The 16430-nt window shown below is 66.0% G+C and carries 13 protein-coding genes; 6 read left to right on the forward strand and 7 right to left on the reverse strand.

What is annotated here, in order from left to right:
* Nucleotides 1-35: 35 nt before the first annotated feature.
* Genes LGT36_RS01640 through LGT36_RS01650 form a run of 3 tightly spaced genes read left to right on the forward strand, consistent with a single transcriptional unit; the run spans nt 36 to nt 1850 of the window.
* Nucleotides 36-347, forward strand: coding sequence for a hypothetical protein (locus LGT36_RS01640; protein ID WP_226094689.1), 312 nt, complete (start codon nt 36-38; stop codon nt 345-347).
* Nucleotides 340-1101, forward strand: a complete 762-nt coding sequence (locus LGT36_RS01645) for an alpha/beta hydrolase (RefSeq protein ID WP_226094690.1) — start codon at nt 340-342, stop codon at nt 1099-1101. The genes LGT36_RS01640 and LGT36_RS01645 overlap by 8 nt, the downstream gene beginning before the upstream one ends.
* On the forward strand, nt 1098-1850 hold the full coding sequence (locus LGT36_RS01650; RefSeq protein WP_226094691.1) for an alpha/beta fold hydrolase: 753 nt from the start codon (nt 1098-1100) through the stop codon (nt 1848-1850). Before LGT36_RS01645 ends, LGT36_RS01650 begins: the two co-directional genes overlap by 4 nt.
* Nucleotides 1851-1901: 51 nt before the next feature.
* On the opposite strand, the gene LGT36_RS01655 is transcribed toward LGT36_RS01650, so the two are convergent.
* Together LGT36_RS01655 and LGT36_RS01660 are read right to left on the reverse strand one after the other, a co-directional pair.
* Nucleotides 1902-2312, reverse strand: coding sequence for a hypothetical protein (locus LGT36_RS01655; protein ID WP_226094692.1), 411 nt, complete (start codon nt 2310-2312; stop codon nt 1902-1904).
* Nucleotide 2313: 1 nt separating this feature from the next.
* The gene (locus tag LGT36_RS01660; RefSeq protein ID WP_226264711.1) at nt 2314-4680 is read right to left on the reverse strand and encodes a hypothetical protein; all 2367 of its coding nucleotides are present in this window, start codon (nt 4678-4680) and stop codon (nt 2314-2316) included.
* 129 nt (nt 4681-4809) lie between these two features.
* Between LGT36_RS01660 and LGT36_RS01665 the strand changes: the two genes are divergently transcribed.
* Genes LGT36_RS01665 through LGT36_RS01675 form a run of 3 tightly spaced genes read left to right on the forward strand, consistent with a single transcriptional unit; the run spans nt 4810 to nt 7565 of the window.
* On the forward strand, nt 4810-5667 hold the full coding sequence (locus LGT36_RS01665) for a hypothetical protein (RefSeq protein WP_226095673.1): 858 nt from the start codon (nt 4810-4812) through the stop codon (nt 5665-5667).
* On the forward strand, nt 5664-6635 hold the full coding sequence (locus LGT36_RS01670; RefSeq protein WP_226095672.1) for a hypothetical protein: 972 nt from the start codon (nt 5664-5666) through the stop codon (nt 6633-6635). The genes LGT36_RS01665 and LGT36_RS01670 overlap by 4 nt, the downstream gene beginning before the upstream one ends.
* 21 nt (nt 6636-6656) lie before the next feature.
* Complete coding sequence (locus LGT36_RS01675) at nt 6657-7565, forward strand: co-chaperone YbbN (RefSeq protein ID WP_226095671.1); 909 nt, start codon at nt 6657-6659, stop codon at nt 7563-7565.
* A gap of 11 nt (nt 7566-7576) precedes the next feature.
* Here LGT36_RS01675 and glgB read toward each other — a convergent pair whose 3' ends face one another.
* The 5 genes from glgB to glgX form a co-directional block, all read right to left on the reverse strand.
* Nucleotides 7577-9754 carry a 1,4-alpha-glucan branching protein GlgB gene (gene glgB / locus LGT36_RS01680; RefSeq protein ID WP_226095670.1) on the reverse strand — a complete coding sequence of 726 codons (2178 nt, stop codon included), beginning with the start codon at nt 9752-9754 and terminating at the stop codon, nt 7577-7579.
* An 18-nt stretch (nt 9755-9772) separates the two neighbouring features.
* Nucleotides 9773-11770: an alpha-1,4-glucan--maltose-1-phosphate maltosyltransferase gene (locus LGT36_RS01685; RefSeq protein ID WP_226095669.1), complete on the reverse strand. Its 1998-nt coding sequence runs from the start codon at nt 11768-11770 to the stop codon at nt 9773-9775.
* Between the two features lie 89 nt (nt 11771-11859).
* Entirely contained in the window at nt 11860-12837 is a 978-nt protein-coding gene (gene galE, locus LGT36_RS01690; protein WP_226095668.1) for a UDP-glucose 4-epimerase GalE, read from the reverse strand.
* A gap of 30 nt (nt 12838-12867) precedes the next feature.
* A complete protein-coding gene (galK, locus tag LGT36_RS01695; protein ID WP_226095675.1) occupies nt 12868-14025 on the reverse strand; it encodes a galactokinase in 1158 nt (385 codons plus the stop codon).
* Between the two features lie 190 nt (nt 14026-14215).
* Entirely contained in the window at nt 14216-16375 is a 2160-nt protein-coding gene (gene glgX / locus LGT36_RS01700) for a glycogen debranching protein GlgX (protein WP_248642144.1), read from the reverse strand.
* Between the last annotated feature and the right edge of the window lie 55 nt (nt 16376-16430).

Below are 16430 nucleotides of genomic sequence, written 5' to 3' on the forward strand. Positions count from 1 at the left end.
AGCCAGCCACCGCCTGCGTTCCGTAGACTCGAACCATGCCGTCAAAGCGCCGTTCCACCAAGCGCCCTTACGGCCAGCCCCATCAGGAGCTCGACGTCGACAAGGTGCGCGGCAGCATGGGCGCGCAACGCCAGCCAGGCCCACGGGGCGAGGACTACTGGGTCGCGGTGCCGCGCCCATCCGACAAGACCTACACCTGCCCGGCGTGCGGAAGGGAAGTCTCCGGCGCCCAAGAGCACATCGTCGCCTGGCCTGTGGACGGCCTCTTCGGCGCCGACGCTGCGGGCCAGGAGCGGCGGCATTGGCACCGCGGCTGTTGGCAAACCTTCGGGAGGATGCATGGCTGAGTTGACGGAGATTCGCGCGATGACGGTGCTCCCTGCGCACCGCGAGAACATCGAGATCGTGACGGAAGACGGGCTGACCCTCGTGGGGGAGTTGGCGCTGCCCGCGTCTGGCAACATCGCGGCCACGCTGGTGACCTTGCATCCGCTTCCCACTCACGGCGGATTCATGGATTCGCACGTGTTGCGCAAGGCGTCGTGGCGCCTGCCCTATCTCGCCGACGTCGCCGTCCTGAGGTTCAACACGCGGGGAACGTCCTCGCCGCGCGGCACATCAGGAGGCCACTTCGAAGAGGGCGTCGGCGAGGCGGCCGACGTGCGCGCGGCGGTCAAGTTCGCCGTGGAGCGGGGGTTGCCGAACCGATGGCTCGTGGGCTGGAGTTTCGGCACTGAAGTCGCGCTCATGCACGGTGCAGACCTCGAGGTCGAGGGCGCTGTGTTGCTGTCGCCGCCCTTGCGCCGCGCAGAGCCAGAGCATTTGGAGCACTGGGCGAGGTCGGGAAAGCCTGTCACTGCGCTCGTGCCCGAGTTCGACGACTTCCTCACGCCCGATCAGGCGGTACCCGCATTCGCGCCGCTGACCCAAGCGCGCGTCATCCCCGTCGAGGGAGCCAAGCACTTGTGGGTGGGGGAGAAGTACGTGCGCATCGTGCTCGACCTGCTGCTCGCCGCTGTCTTGCCAGGCGCGCGGGCGCTTCCCACCTCCGTGCCTGCCACCGATGCTACCGACGCAGAAGACCTTGGAGATGCCTCATGAGCTTGCTGCCCACCGGAACGCCCCTCGTCCTCCTCAACGCCTTTCCCCTCGATCGAGAGCAATGGGAGCCCTTGATCGCCGCCCTCGACACGTGGGAAGGCGACATCATTACTTTCGACCCTCCAGGCATCGGCGACATGCCCCCATCGTCGAGCGACCCGTCCCTCAACCTCATCGCTGACGCGGCCGTATCGGCGATGCGCGAGGTGACCGGCTCGCGAGACGCGATCTGGGTGGGCTGCTCCATGGGCGGCTACGTGGCAATGGCGGTGTTGGAACGCCACGCCGACGCTGTGGCTGGGCTCGGCCTTATCGGTACCAGGGCGACTGCAGACACGGCAGAGGCCCGTGAGCGGCGCCTGACGGCCGCTGAGAAGGCCGAAGAGGCAGACGGGGTCGCCGACCCCCGTGCGAACGTGGAGGGACTCGTGGGAGCTCGCACGCGCGCTGACGACGCCCTCTCGGAGTCGCTCGTGGCGAATGTGGCCCGCCAGGCAGGAGTCGGTGTGGCGTGGAACCAGCGGGCCATGGCCGCCCGTCCTGATCGCACAGCCGTTCTCGCTGCGTGCGACGCTCCCGCGTTCGTGGCACGGGGCCATGATGACGGATTGACGACGCAGCAAGAGGCCGAGCAGATGGCGGCGGCGCTTGGCGTTGACGTGACGGTCGTTGAGGGCGCCGGGCATGTGGCCCACGTCGAGCGGCCTGAGGTCATCGCGCGTCTCATCGACCAGCTCGCCTCCGCCTAGCCGTCACCCGACCTGCTAGCCGTCACCCGCAGTGCGGGCGCTGAGCGTTCGCTACGGCCAGACGTTTCCCGCGGCCAGTCGAATGGCGAGCGCCTTCTCCATCGGCATCGACTCGCCATCGCGCGCGCCACGGCCGAGCTCCATGGGGGGATCGGAGGGGTCGAGGTGGACGCCCTTGAACCATGCGGACCAACCGCCAGGTGCGTGAAGCAAGTAGAAGTCGCCGTCCGTGCTCACGCCGACGCTGCAGTCGCGCTTGATGTACCAACCCACCACGTCCGTCTTCAGCACCGTGCGGCCAGAGTACGGCCGCGCGGTCAGGCGAATAGGCTCTATCCCTGCCGCCTTCGCCTGCTCGGCAAACTGCTTGACGAGCGCCGACGCTTGGGCGCTCTCCACCTCGCGTTGGCGGTCAAGGCGCGCGGCAAGAGCGAACGCGTCGTCTTTGCGCTCCGCTGACACGTCAGTCCTCGCGGTCTTGCTCGCCTCCGGGGGCGTCAGCGGACTGCTCAGCAGCGTGTTCCTGGGCGAGGCGAGATGCGGCCGCGAGGTTGTTGACGGGGTCGGCCGCGAGGAGCGAACGCAAGTCGTCGAGGTAGGTGGTGATCGACTCGCGCTGGTGGTTCAGCTCCTCGACCTCCTTGGAAGCGAGCGACCGCTCCCTCTCGGCATCCGTGACGGCCTCGGAGATGATGGTCTCCGCGTGTTCGCGCGCCTGGGAGACGATGTCGTCGGCGTTGTGGCGGGCGTTGCTCAGCAGCGTGCGAGCGTGTTCCTCGGCGTCCCTGCGAGCCTGCTCCGCCCGCTCGAGAGCGTCGGTGAGGCGCGACTCGGCTTCGTCGGCCCTGGTGCGCGCGTCGGCGACCATGGCCTCCGACTCCGCCTTCGCCTCGTTGTGGCGCTCGTTGATGGTCGCTTCTGCTGCCTCGCGTCGCTGAGCGATCTCGATCTGGAGATCCTCCCTGGTGCGGCGGGCCTCCTCCTTCGCCGCTTCCGCGTCGCCGTAGGCCTCCGACCGCACTTGCTGTGCCTCCGCGGCCGCCGAGTCGATCATGCTCTTCGCCTGGGCCCGTGCATCGCTCAACAGCGCGTCGGTCTCGGCGGCGGCTTCGTCCCGTAGCGCCTTGACCTCGGCTGCGGCCTGGGCGCGCAGCTTCTTCGTGTCGGATTCCGCGCGCTTGCGCAAGTCTGCCGTCTCGTTGTCGGCACGCTGGCGCAGCTGGACGTCGTAGTGTTCCGCCGCGGCTCGCAGATCCGCGTCGTACTGGTCAGCGTCTGCTGTCGTGGTGGCGTGGTACTGATCGGCTTCCACCAACTTGGAGCCGTGGTACTGGTCTGCCTCGCCGACCTTTGCGGCGAAGTAGCGCTCCGCGGCCGCCGTCCGCTCAGAAGCAACCCGCTCGGCCTGCTCTCGAGTGGTCCGCTCGTACTTGTCGGCTTCCGCTTGCTTGGCGGCGGCGTACTTGTCGGCCTCTGCCTGCTTGGTCGCTGCGTACCTGTCGGCTTCCGCTTGCCTGGCCGCCGCGTACTTCTCGGCTTCGGCGTGCTTGGCCGCGACCTGCTGGTCAGCCTCTGCCTGCGTGGAGGCCACGTACGCGTCGGCCTCGGCGCGCTGAGCGGCGTCGTACTGGTCTGCCGCCGCGCGCTTCGACTCGTCGTACTCGTCCGCCGCCGCTCGCGTTGCGGCGTCGTAGTCATCGGCTTCCGCTCGCTTCGAGGCGTGGTACTCGTCGGCCTCGCCACGCTTGGCAGCGAGGTAGTCGTCGGCCTTGGCGCGCGTGTCCTGGTCGTAGGCGTCCGCTTCGCTGCGCTTGGCGGCGTCGTACTCGTCAGCAGCGGCGATGGTGTTCGCGTGGTACTGAGACGCCTCGACCTTGAGGTTCTCAGTCTCGGCCTGTACCGACGACATGATCTGAGCGGCCTCGCGACGCCCTGCGGCGAGTGCAGAGGCGGCATGCTTGTCCGCTTCGGCCCTGATCGAGGCGGCCTCTCGTTGAAGCGTCGTCGCCTCGTCGTTTGCGCGCTCAAGGGTGGTCTGGGCGTCAGCCTGCGCTGCCGCGAGAGCGTCGGCGCCTTCGACGGCCAGGCGCTCCGCGTCCTCCCTGGCGGCGGCGAGGGCCTGTTCCGCCTCTTCACGCAAGCGTTGTGCTTCCGCCTGCGCGTTACTGACAGTCGATTCGGCCTGGCCGCGCGCCCCTTCAACCAAGTCGGTGGCTTCGCGCTGGCTCGACACCTTGAGTTCCGTGATCTCGCGCTCCGCGGTCGCACGCATTGCGTGCACCTCGCGCTCGGCGCCCGTGCGCTTCTCGGCAATCTCGGTGTCGATCACCGAGGTAATCCGGTCGGCCTCACGCTGGGCCTTTGCCACAACTTCTGCGGCCTGGCGTTCCGCCGCCTCCCTGGTGCCCTGGGCCGCGCTCTCCGCGGCCGCCTTGACCTCGTCGGCCTCGCGCCTGCTCTGCGCGAGAATTTCGGAGACTTCGTTGTCCGCCCGTGCCCTCAACTGCTGTGCGGCAACGTTAGCCCTGGCAATCGTGTCTTGAGCATGAGTGTTGGCGCGATTGACAACGTCGGCCGATTGCTCTTCTGCCGATCGCAACAAGTGCTCGACCCGTGCGCCCAGACCCTTGTAGGTGGGCTGATCGGTCTCGTTGAGATTGCGCTGCATATCGTCGAGCGCGCGCTGGGCCTGCTCCGCCTCTTGACGGGCCTGTGTGGCCGTCTCTTGAGCCTGCGACAGGGACTCTTCGAGCCTCTTCATATGCGCAGCCACCGCGTCGCGGTCGTAACCGCGCATGGCGACAGGGAAGGGCAGGGTCTCGTCAGCCATCGGTTCTCCTCATCGCTTGCCCCCAGCGTCACACCACATTAGTCGCGGGCTTATGGCATGACAAAGCCACACCTGGGGGTCCTCGTGCGTTGTCTCCTAGACTGTACGCCGGACACAGGAGGAAAAGACGTGACCCTACGCACGACAGCGATCATCGCAGGAGCCCTCGGGCTGCTGATGCTGATCGCGGGGCTCATCGCCCAAGCCGTGAGGCCAGAACAGGCTGTGGTGACCCAAGCGACGCTGGGAACACCAGTGGTCGTGCTCGGTCCCGAGGTGCTCGCGCTTCCTGGCCTTCAACGCCTTGCCGTCACGTCGGACGGAGCGATCGAGGCACACACGGCGCGCCCCGTCGACGCTCAGGCGTGGCTGGGCGACCACTCGGCGACCTTTGTCACCGGTTACGCGAGTTGGGACGAGTTCACGACTCGCACCGCTTCGCGGATCGTTCCTGAGTCTCCTTCGCCAACGCCCACGGCGTCGGCTGATGCGGAGGCGGCAGCATCGCCAAGTCCGACGCCCACGCCAAGTCCAGAAGCAACGCCGGTTCCCGAGGATGCCGCCGACGACGCTGACGAGGTGGTCTTCGACTACGGCTCAGGCGATGTGTGGAGGCAGAACTGGGCGGGCGAGGGCCGCGTGTCGGTGGCGCTATCGGCCGTCGCACCCGGCGAGTCCTTTGTGGTCACGTCCGTCGACGGCAGCGACCTTGCCACGCTCGAGGTCAGCGCCCTTCGCGAGGTGAACGACGCCTGGATTAGTCCCCTCATCTGGATTGGCGCCGCGCTCGCGGCGCTCGGCGTGCTTGCCGTGTTGTCGGCCATCATCGATGTGCGCCCGCTCCAGGAGCGGGTCGAGTCCTGGACGACCTCGCGATCGCGAACCGCGCCGACGGACTCCGTCAGGCCCGGTTCACGGCGCGAGCGGCGACTGGCTGGCTCCACGCTGCCGGATGTCGACCTTGAAGAGAAGGAGGACCGGCCATGAGGCGCACTGTGATCGCGATGAGCGCCGCCGCGCTCCTGCTTGCCGGTTGCGCCGCCGCGCCGCCTGTTGCGACGGCCACGCCAGAGCTCGAGGCGCAGGCTGCGCTGATCGAGTCTCAAGCCGAATCCATCATCGAGTCGACCTTTGCCGAGTTGAGTGCCGCCGACGCCGCGCGGGATCCAGAACTCTTCACCTCGCGTTTGGCGGGAGACGCAGCGCAGGTCAGGAGCGCCGAGTACCTCGTCGCGGCGCAGGTGGCCGAGTCGCCCATCTCGGAGCTCCCCTCGGACATGCAGGGGATTTACGTGTCGCGTTCCGACTCATGGCCGCGCATGTTCGCGGCGGTCTCCGAGCCGCCGAGTGACGAGTTGACGCCCGTCGTGTACCTCTGGGTGCAGGACGCTGTCCAAGAGCCCTACCGGCTCGTGGCATGGGCACACATGATTCCCGGGGCAGTGCTGCCGGCGATGCCTGGTGCGGTCAACGGTGCCGAGCCGCTGGCATTGGGCGAGGATGGCGTCGAGCCGTCGCCCCGCAAGGCGCTCGAGGACTACGTCGAGTACTTGCGTCAGGGTCCTGAGGGCGAACTGGCGGCCGCTTTCGGCGCAGATTCGTACGCCGAGCAGTTGTTCGGCGCCCGGTCGGCGCTCACCACGGCTGCCCAAGGAGCGGGGGGTGCATACGTCGACACGATCCAGCCGGACTTCGCGGGAACCTATGCCCTTGCGACGTCCGACGGCGGTGCGCTCGTGTTCGCACCCCTTCAGATCTCCTCGTCGTTCTCCGTGTCTGACGCGACGCTCCAATTGTCTGCGCGTGACCTTCCCCTCCTTGAGGGCAGCGCGACGGACAAGGTCACGTACTCCTACCGAGACTTCGTCGTGCTCTCGGTTCCGCCGCCCGGCGGCGAAGAGTTGCCGACTGTCGTGGCCGCCGAGCACCACCTTGTCTCCATCCAGCCCTCGTAATCCTCGTCGAGAAAGGACGCCATGACCTCGCTACCTCCCTTCAGCGGCGTTGTTGACCTTGCCGCGCTCGCGGCGAAGTCCCCACAAGGACAGCAGGCAGGCTCAGCCAACGGCCCCCAAGCCATGACGGAGGCGAACGCAGGAGAGTACCTCCAGGAGTCCACGAGGCGCCCGGTCTACGTGCTGTTGTGCTCCGCTGCGGCGCCGCAGTGCGAAGAGCTGCGGGGGCGCGTCGTCGCCCTCCTGGGGCGGTACGGCGAGAGCGTCACCCTTGTCACGGTAGACATCGACACTGAACCAGGACTCGCGGAAGCGTTTCAGTTGCAGGCGGTACCTGCCATGCTCGCGTTGTTGGCTGGGCGGCCGGTGCCCCTGTTCCAAGGAACTCCTGACGACGCGCAACTTGCCGATGTGTTCGAGCAAGTCGCGCAGGTCGCCCGCGAGGCGGGAATGGATGTGCGCGACTCGGGACCGGTTGCGGACCAGACGGTAGATGGCGAGGCGGAGGAGGCTCCGCTCCCACCGCTGCACCAAGAAGCCTTCGACGCGATCGAGCGCGGCGACTACGAAGCCGCCGTAGCGGCGTACGAGCAGGCTCTCAAGGAGAATCCCAAGGACGCCGATGCGCGGGCAGGCAAAGCGCAAGTGTCGCTCATTGCGCGTAGCGGCACGGCCGACGCCGAGGCGGTACGCAAGGCCGCCGCCGATTCTCCCGACGACCTCGACGCCCAACTGGCCGTCGCCGACCTCGACGTGCTCGGCGGCATGATTGAGGACGCTTTCGACCGGCTCATCGACGCCGTATCTGTCACCGCCGGGCCCGACAGGGAGCGCGTGAGGGCGCGACTCATCGAACTGTTTGACGTGGTGGGTCCCACCGACCCGCGCGTCAGTGCCGCGCGCCAGCGGCTCGCCAGCGCCCTGTACTAGGCGTACCCGGCCTAGGCGTCCTCGTCCTTCGCGGGAGTGAAGAACACGGCGCCGAGCGGCGGTAGCCGCACCGTCGTCGAGGCGTCGAACCCGTGGTGGGGCAGTGCCGTTGCCTCGACCTTGCCGAGATTGCCGACACCGGAGCCGCCGTACGCCTCCGAGTCGGTGTTGAGCACCTCGTTCCACACGCCAGCATGTGGGAAGGCGAGGCGGTAGTTCTCGTGAGGCGTGCCCGCAAAGTTGACCACCACCACGATCGGTGTGTCGTCCCTCGCATACCGCACAAACGAGATGGCGTTGCGGGCAGAGTCGTCCGAGTCGATCCACCGGAAGGCGGACGCGTCGTCATCTCGCTCCCAGAGCGCCGGCTGGGCCCTGTAGAAGGCGTTCAGGTCGCCGATGAGGCGCCGCAAGCCGTCGTGGAGCGGGTCCTCCGTGTGCCACCAGTCGAGCGAGCGGCCTTCCGACCATTCGGCGGCCTGACCGAACTCACTGCCCATGAAGAGCAGTTTCTTTCCTGGGTGCGACCACTGATATGCCAACAGGGACCGCAGGCCAGCGATCTTCTGCCAATGGTCGCCTGGCATGCGGTCGTACAGCGAGCCCTTTCCATGGACCACCTCGTCGTGACTGAGGGGCAGCATGAAGTGCTCGGAGAAGGCGTACATCAAGGAGAACGTCACAGTGTGGTGGTGGTACGAGCGGTGGATCGGCTCTTCTGAGAGGTAGCGAAGGGTGTCGTTCATCCACCCCATGTTCCACTTGAGGCCGAAACCGAGCCCTCCTTGAGAGGTGGGCGCCGTGACACCAGGCCACGCGGTTGACTCCTCCGCCACCATGACGATTCCTGGGACGTTCTTGTACGCCGTGGCGTTTGCTTCTTGAAGGAACGCGATCGCGTCGAGGTTCTCGCGGCCCCCATGAATGTTGGGCCGCCATTGACCCGCCTCACGCGAGTAGTCCAGATAGAGCATCGATGCGACGGCGTCGACGCGCAAGCCATCCGCGTGGAACTCCTGCAGCCAGTACAAGGCGTTGGCCACGAGGAAGTTTCGTACTTCGGCCCTGCCGAAGTCGAAGATGAACGTGCCCCAGTCGGGCTGCTCGCCACGCAGGGGGTCGGGGTGCTCGTAGAGCGGCGTGCCGTCGAAGCGGCCGAGCGCCCAAGCGTCCTTGGGGAAGTGGCCAGGAACCCAATCGAGCAGCACACCAATGCCCTCTTGGTGCGCACGGTCGATGAAGTAACGCAAGTCGTCAGGATCGCCGAACCGTGACGTCGGCGCGTAGTACGACGTCACCTGGTAGCCCCACGAGCCGCCGAAGGGGTGCTCCATGACAGGCATCAATTCGAGGTGCGTGAAGCCGAGATCACGGACGTACGGGATCAACTCGTCGGCGAGGTCGCGGTAACTCAGCCCCTGCTTCCACGAGCCCAGGTGTACTTCGTAGACGGACATCGCGGTGTCGTGCGCCGAGCGCTGTGCCCTGGCGTCGAGCCACTCCTGGTCCTTCCAGTCGTATTCGCTCGCGGTGACAATCGAGGCAGTATGCGGCGGCACCTCGGTACGTCGCGCCATCGGGTCGGCCTGTTGCTTCCAGTGACCGTCCTTGCCAAGAATCTCGAACTTGTAGTGAGTGCCGTCCCCGACGTCGGGGATGAACAACTCCCACACCCCTGAAGAGCCGAGCGACCGCATCGCGTGGCCGACGCCTTGCCAGTGGTTGAAGCCGCCGACGACGCGCACCGCCCTCGCGTTGGGGGCCCAGACGCTGAACGACGTCCCCGTGACTTCGCCCAGCACGGACGGATACGTCCTCACGTGTGTCCCGAGCGCGTCCCACAGCCGCTCGTGACGGCCCTCCCTGATCAGATGGAGGTCAAGTTCTCCGAGCGTCGGCAGGAAGCGGTACGGGTCGTCGGAGACCACCTCGTCGGCGTCATACGTGACGTGCACCCGATAGTCAGGCACCTCGTCACCTGGCAGTTCCGCCTCCCAGAGCGCTCCCTCGACATGCTGCGCGGGAAACGTGCCGTCGAGCGTCCGAATGAGGATGGAGCTGGCGAAGGGCCGCAACACCCTGACGACAACACCGCCGTCTTGGAGGTGAGGTCCGAGGACGGCATGAGGTTCATGGTGAGTGCCGGCAAGAATGTCGGCCAAGGCCGCTGGATCAATGTTACGAGCCACAGGATTCCTCCAGCATGTTCATCGACGCACCGTAGCCACGTGGACCAAGGTTTGCGAGGGGTCGAGCCGCACAAAGAATTCGCGGCCCCAGGTGTAATCAGCCCCCGTGATGGCGTCTTGGATGTCAATGGGATCGTCGTCTTGCTTGCCGATCGCGCTCATATCGAGCGTCACGATCGCGTCGTTGATCGCATGTGGGTCGAACGAGGCGACGACGACCACGGTGTCTTCGCGGCCGTCTGGCGCCTCATCGGCTGGAACATGCTTGGTGAAGCACAAAATGTTGGGGTTCGTCGTGCGATGAACGGTCAATCCACGCAGCCTGCGCAATGCGACGTGTTCCGACCTCACTAGGTTCAGCGTCGTCAGGAGCGTCTGCATTCCATGCTCGTCCGCCTTGGACCAGTCGCGCGGTTTGTATTCGTACTTCTCGTTGTCGATCTGTTCCTCGACACCTGGCCTTGCCACCGACTCCACAAACTCGTATCCGGTGTAGATCCCGTAGGAGGGGGAGCCCGTGGCGGCAAGCGCAGCCCGCATCTTCCAGTAGGGCGCGCCTCCTCGCTGCATGTCGGGCGTCAGAATGTCGTGAGTCGTCGGCCAGAAGTTCGGCCGCATGTAGAACGAAGACTCGCCGGCGAGCTCTTCGAGATACTCACCCATCTCTTCCGCCGTCTGGCGCCACGTGAAGTAGGTGTAGCTCTGGTGGAAGCCGATCTTCGCGAGGGTGTGCATCATGGCGGGGCGCGTGAAGGCCTCCGCCAAGAAGATGACGTCCGGACGTTCCTTGGCGACGTCGGCCAGCAGTCGCTCCCAGAACGTGAGCGGTTTGGTGTGCGGGTTATCGATGCGGAACGCAGTCACACCGGCGTCGATCCACACCTGGAAGATGTCCCGCCACGCGTGGTAGACGCCCTCCGGGTCATTGTCGAAGTTGAAGGGATAGATGTCCTGATACTTCTTGGGCGGGTTCTCCGCGTAAGCAATCGTCCCGTCAAGGCGCGTCGTGAACCACTCGGGGTGCTCCTGGAGCCACGGGTGGTTGGGAGAGGCGTTGAGGGCGATGTCGAGGGCGACCTCCATGCCCAGTTCGTTCGCACGCTTCACAAAGGTCTTGAACGACCGCATCGTCCCGAGTTCAGGATGGATTGCGTCATGGCCGCCGGCCTCCGAACCGATCGCGTAGGGGCTGCCGGGGTCGCCCGGCGCTGCCTCGAGTGCGTTGTTGCGGCCCTTGCGGTGAGTCGAGCCGATCGGGTGGATGGGCGTGAGGTAGACGACGTCAAAGCCCATGTCGGCGATGCCTGGCAGGCGCTTGGCCGCGGTCGCGAACGTGCCAGACGTCCACTCGTCGGTCTTGGCGTTGTGCTTGGCGCCTTCCGAGCGAGGGAAGATCTCATACCAAGCGGAGACCAGGGCCTTCTCGCGCTGGACGAAGAGCGGGTACTCCTGTGAGGCCGTCACCCACTCGCGCAGCGGGGCCTTCGTGAGGGTCTGTCTCACCTTGGAGGACAAGGCTGCCTCAAGACGGGCCTCAGGAGCGAGCGTTCCGTCCGACAGGGCGGCGATCGCGTCGGTCAGAAGCTGCTTTGCTGCGGCGCCCCTGCGTACCGAGTCCCTCGCGCGTGTCAGCACGTCGACGCCTTCAGCAAGCATGAGGTTGACGTCAACGCCAGCGTGAATCTTCACCTCCGCCGCGTGAGCCCATGAGCCCACAGGGTCGGACCACGCCTCGACTCTGAAGGAGTGCATGCCCTCGCGAGTGGGGATGAAGTTCGCCTTGTAGAGCGAGTTTCCCCAGTTTTCTTGAGGCATCGGCACCGAGAGACGTTTGCCGTCAGGACCAGTGACGACGAGCGTGGCGCCTTCGGCGTCGTGCCCTTCGCGAAAGATGGTCGCGGTCACCGGGAGGGCTTCTCCGACGACGGCGCGGGCGGGCCATCGGCCCTGCTCGAGTGACGGCTGGACGTTCACGATGGGGATCCGGCCGACGGACAATTCCTGGCTTCGCTCCATGTCACGAACCTACTCGGGAATGCGCCCGCGTCCAACACGAAGCACCCTTCGTGCGGCGGTGCCGGCCCTCGCCGCACGGCGGACGCCGGTCACGCGTGAGGCATGGCCTCCCAGGCAGTCGACACCATCTGCGCGACCGTGAAACTGGTCTTCCACTTGAGGTCGCGAGTGGCGAGTTCTCCAGAGGCAACGATGCGGGCAGGGTCACCTTGACGGCGCGCACCTATCACCGGCGCGGTCGCAATCCCTGTCACTTCGCGCATGGCGTCGACGATCTGCCTCACGGAGGTACCTGCCCCGGATCCGAGGTTGTACACGGGCTCCAAGAGGCGGCCTTTCTCGAGGGCGCGAGCGGCCTCCACGTGAGCGTCAGCGAGGTCGGACACGTGCACATAGTCCCTGACGCAGGTGCCGTCAGGGGTCGCGTAGTCGTCGCCGTTGATGCGCGGTGCCTCGCCGCGCAGCAGGGTTGCGAAGACCTTGGGGAAGAGGTTGTGGGGGGAGACGTCGTAGATGTCACTGCGGCCGGAACCCACGACATTGAAGTAGCGCAAGCTGGTCGCGGCGAGCGGGACTGCGGAGTCAGTAGTCGCGACGGCCTGGTCGCGAATGAGCCACTCGGCGACAAGTTTGCTCTCGCCGTAGGGGCTCTCGGGGTGGCATTCGGTGTCTTCAGTCACGACTTCGGTGGCAGGCGTTCCGTATACGCCTGCGGAGGAGGAGAACACGAGCGCGCCGACGCCGGTGGCGGCCATGGCGTCGAGTAGCACGGCGGTCCCTGAGACGTTTTGAAGGTACGTGTGGGTGGGGTACTTGACGGACTCTCCTGCGTACTTGTAGCCGGCGCAGTGGATCACGCCAGAGCAGCCGTGCGCCTCGAGTGCCTCAGTCAGCGCGCTCGCGTCGAGGATGTCGCCCTCGACAAACGCGGCGCCTCGTGGGACAAACTCGGGCTTGCCCGTCGACAAATTGTCGTAGGCCACGGCGCCGTAGCCGGCATCGAGCAGGGCCGACACGACGTGCGCGCCGATGTATCCAGCGCCGCCGGTCACGAGCCACGTAGTCATGATGGAGATCCTTCCGCTCGGGAGCAAAGGCTAAAGGTCACGACGCGCGCCTTGGGAGGGATTGACGGTGAGGACCGCAGGCTCAGTGAATCCTTGAGCGTGCGCGGCGGCGTGCACTGACTCCGTCAGGGCCTGGACCTTCTCGGCAGGAACAAGCGCCACGGCCGAGCCCCCAAAACCCCCGCCGGTGAGCCGTGCGCCGACAGCGCCAGCGGTCATGGCGGCGTCGACGATCACATCAATTTGTGGCACGGAGATCTCGAAGTCGTCCCGCATGGAGGCGTGGGAGGCCAGGAGCAGATCGCCGATCGCCTGAGGTCCGGCGGTGGCAAGCGCCTCGACGGTGTCGAGGACCCTTGCGTTCTCGGTGACGACGTGCCGTACGCGCCTGAAGGTCTCGTCGTCGAGGAGGCCTTTGGCCTTGTCCAACTCGGCCACAGTGAGTTCGCGAAGAAAGGTCACCCCGAGGGCTGCGGCGCCTCGCTCGCAGGCTTCCCGCCGCGACGCATAGCCACCGTTTGCGTGAGCGTGCTTGACTCGCGAATCGATCACCACGAGTGCCAAGCTGTTGGGCTCAAGCTTGAGCGGAACGGTTGCGGTGTGGAGTGAGGCGCAGTCGAGCAACACCGCGTGGTCGGATTGTCCGAACAGCGACGCGACCTGATCCATGATTCCCGTTGGCGCGCCGATCGCGCCGTTCTCTGCGCGTTGACCGGCCCTGGCGAGGGACATGCGGTCGAGCCCGAGGCCCCACAGATCGTTGAGGGTCACCGCCACGGCGGATTCAAGCGCGGCTGAGGATGACAATCCAGCGCCGAGCGGGACCGTCGAGTCCACGAGGATGTCAACCCCACGGGCGCCGCTGAGGTCGTGACCCGCTTCGTGAAACGCCCAGGCCACGCCCAGCGCGTAGCCCGACCAGCCCTCGAAGGTCGCATCGGCGATCTCCGCGATGGCGACGGAGTGTTGGCTGGGCTGAGCGGTGCTCGACACTCTCAGTTCGCCTGTGTCCGTGAGCCGCGCGGCGCACCAGGTGCGTTCGGCGATGGCGAACGGCAGAACGTAACCGTTGTTGTAGTCGGTGTGCTCACCGATCAGGTTGGCGCGCCCTGGGGCCGACCAGACCCCCTCGGGGACGGCGCCGTAAAGCGAGGCGAAGTGATCGGCGAGGCTTGACGGGACCGTCATGATCTGGCGCGGCTTTGTGTCATCACGCCGGCGAGGAGCCTCGTCGCCAGCGACCGTGGTGTGCTCGTCACTACTCGTCCTCATCTGCCTGGCGTTTGTGCGCCAATGTTAACGTTCAACTTGGAGCGTACACCAGTCCATTTTGAGGGTCACACAGGACGCAAATGACCCTGGCTCTGGGAGCGGTTTTCTACACCGCGCTGACGTAGAGGCGCATCGACATGGCGTGCATCTCGGTGGTGCTTCCTGGCGCCGTCAGATCTTCCGTGCGTTCTGCGGGGCTCTCCCATGCGGAGTCCCACGCGAGGTTCCACAGCGCGCCGTCGTCGTCAGGAATGGTCACGGATGCGTTGTCGCGCGAGCCGTTGATCACGAGCAGGGCGTCGGCCTCTGCAGGGTTCGACAGCGATCTCATGAACTGCACCACGCGCGTGGAAGGGTCCTCCCACCAGTCCTCGTCTTCGTGATCGCCCGAGAGGGTGAACCACGCTGAATCGGCCCTGAGGTTCTGGTCACGGGGGTCCTCGTCGACGCCGTCATAGAAGCGCTCCGGCCGCAACACGAGGTGACGCTTGCGCAGTGCGATCAGGTGAGCGACGGTGTCACGCAGCTCCTGTTGCCAAGGCTGCACCTCCCAATCGAGCCACGAGATCTCGTTGTCTTGGCAGTACGCGTTGTTGTTGCCGCCCTGGGTGCGGCCCAGTTCGTCTCCAGCGACCAGCATCGGCGTGCCGGCCGATAGCAGCAGGGTGCCGAGGAGATTGCGCAGCGAGCGCCTGCGCGCCGCCAGTACCTCGGCGTCGTCTGTGTCTCCCTCGACGCCGTGGTTGAACGAGCGGTTGTTGTCGGTGCCGTCCCTGTTGTGTTCGCCGTTGGCCTCGTTGTGCTTGTCGTTGTACGCCGTGAGGTCGTAGGCCGTGAAGCCATCGTGGGCGGTGATGAAGTTGATCGACGCCATGGGGCCGCGCATTCCGTACGGCTCGGTGTGGCCGAACAGGTCCGCGGAGCCCGCGAGACGCGTAGCGAGTTCGGGAGCCGTCGCGTGATCCCTTCCTCCCACCTTGCCGGCGCCAAATGTCAACCAATACGAGCGCACATAGTCGCGGAAGCGGTCGTTCCACTCGGCCATCGGCATCGGGAAATTGCCTACTTGCCAACCGCCGAGCCCGATGTCCCAAGGCTCGGCGATGAGCTTGGCCGATCCGAGCGAAGGATCAGTCGTGAGCGCAACGAGGAACGGGTGGTCGGTAGAAAAGCCGTTCATGGTGCGGCCCAGCGTGACTGCCAGGTCAAAGCGGAAGCCATCGACCCCCATCACATCGGTCCAGTACCGCAGCGAGTCGAGGGCCATCTTGATGACGGTCGGCTGCGAAAAGTCGAGCGAGTTGCCTGTGCCCGTGACGTCGTCGTAATGCTGCGGGTTCATGGGGCTGTGGCGGTAATACGCGTAGTTGTCGAGCCCCCTCCAACTCACCACGCGGTCGCCCCAGCCGCCCTCCATCGTGTGGTTGTAGACCACGTCGAGGATCACTTCGATCCCGGCGGCGTGCAGAAGATCGACCATCCCTCTGAACTCGTCACGCACCGCCTCCGCACCCGCGGCGCGCGCCTCGGCCGTGGCATACGGGGCGTGCGGCGTGAAGAAGTTCATCGTCGAGTAGCCCCAGTAATTGCTGAGCCCCATGCCCTCAAGGTGAGGCTCGGAAGCGAAGGCGTGAATGGGCAATAACTCGATGGCAGTGATGCCGAGGTTGGTGAGGTGCTCAATGCTTGCGGGGTGCGCCAGCCCTGCGTACGTGCCTCGAAGTTCCTCAGGGATACCAGGCATCGTCTTGGTGAAACCCTTGACGTGAGCTTCGTACAGCACCGTGTCCTGCCAAGGCGTACGGGGCTTGGGATGGTGCAGCGGTGCCTGCGGGTCGCCCACCACCACGGACCGAGGCGTGAGCGGCGCGGTGTCGGTGCCATCACGGTTCGACCTGAGGGCGCTCGCGCCAGGCGCGGTCATCGGCGCTAGTTGTCCGTCGAGGCCGCGCCCGTACGGGTCAATCAGCAGCTTGGCGGGGTTGTAGCGGTGACCTCGCTTGGTCGCCCAAGGACCTGATGCCCTGAAGCCATAACGCTGACCTGGTTCCACTCCGGCGACGAAGCCGTGCCACACGCCGTGGTGGGGTCCATTGAGCGCGAAGCGCGTCTCTACGTCGTCAGTGAACAGGCAGAACTCCACCGCGGACGCGTGCGCGGCCGTCACCGCGACCGATACTCCTCCGTCCACCACGTGCACGCCGAGCCGGTGACGATCGGGAGAAGGGGGGACGGGGGGCGTGTTACTCGAGGGGACAAGAGCCATAAGCCCATTGTGCAGTAGACGGCCGACGGGTGGGGCGTCGCCGTCCGCCCGATAG

It is taken from the genome of Demequina sp. TMPB413, assembly GCF_020447105.2.
GTDB lineage: Bacteria > Actinomycetota > Actinomycetes > Actinomycetales > Demequinaceae > Demequina.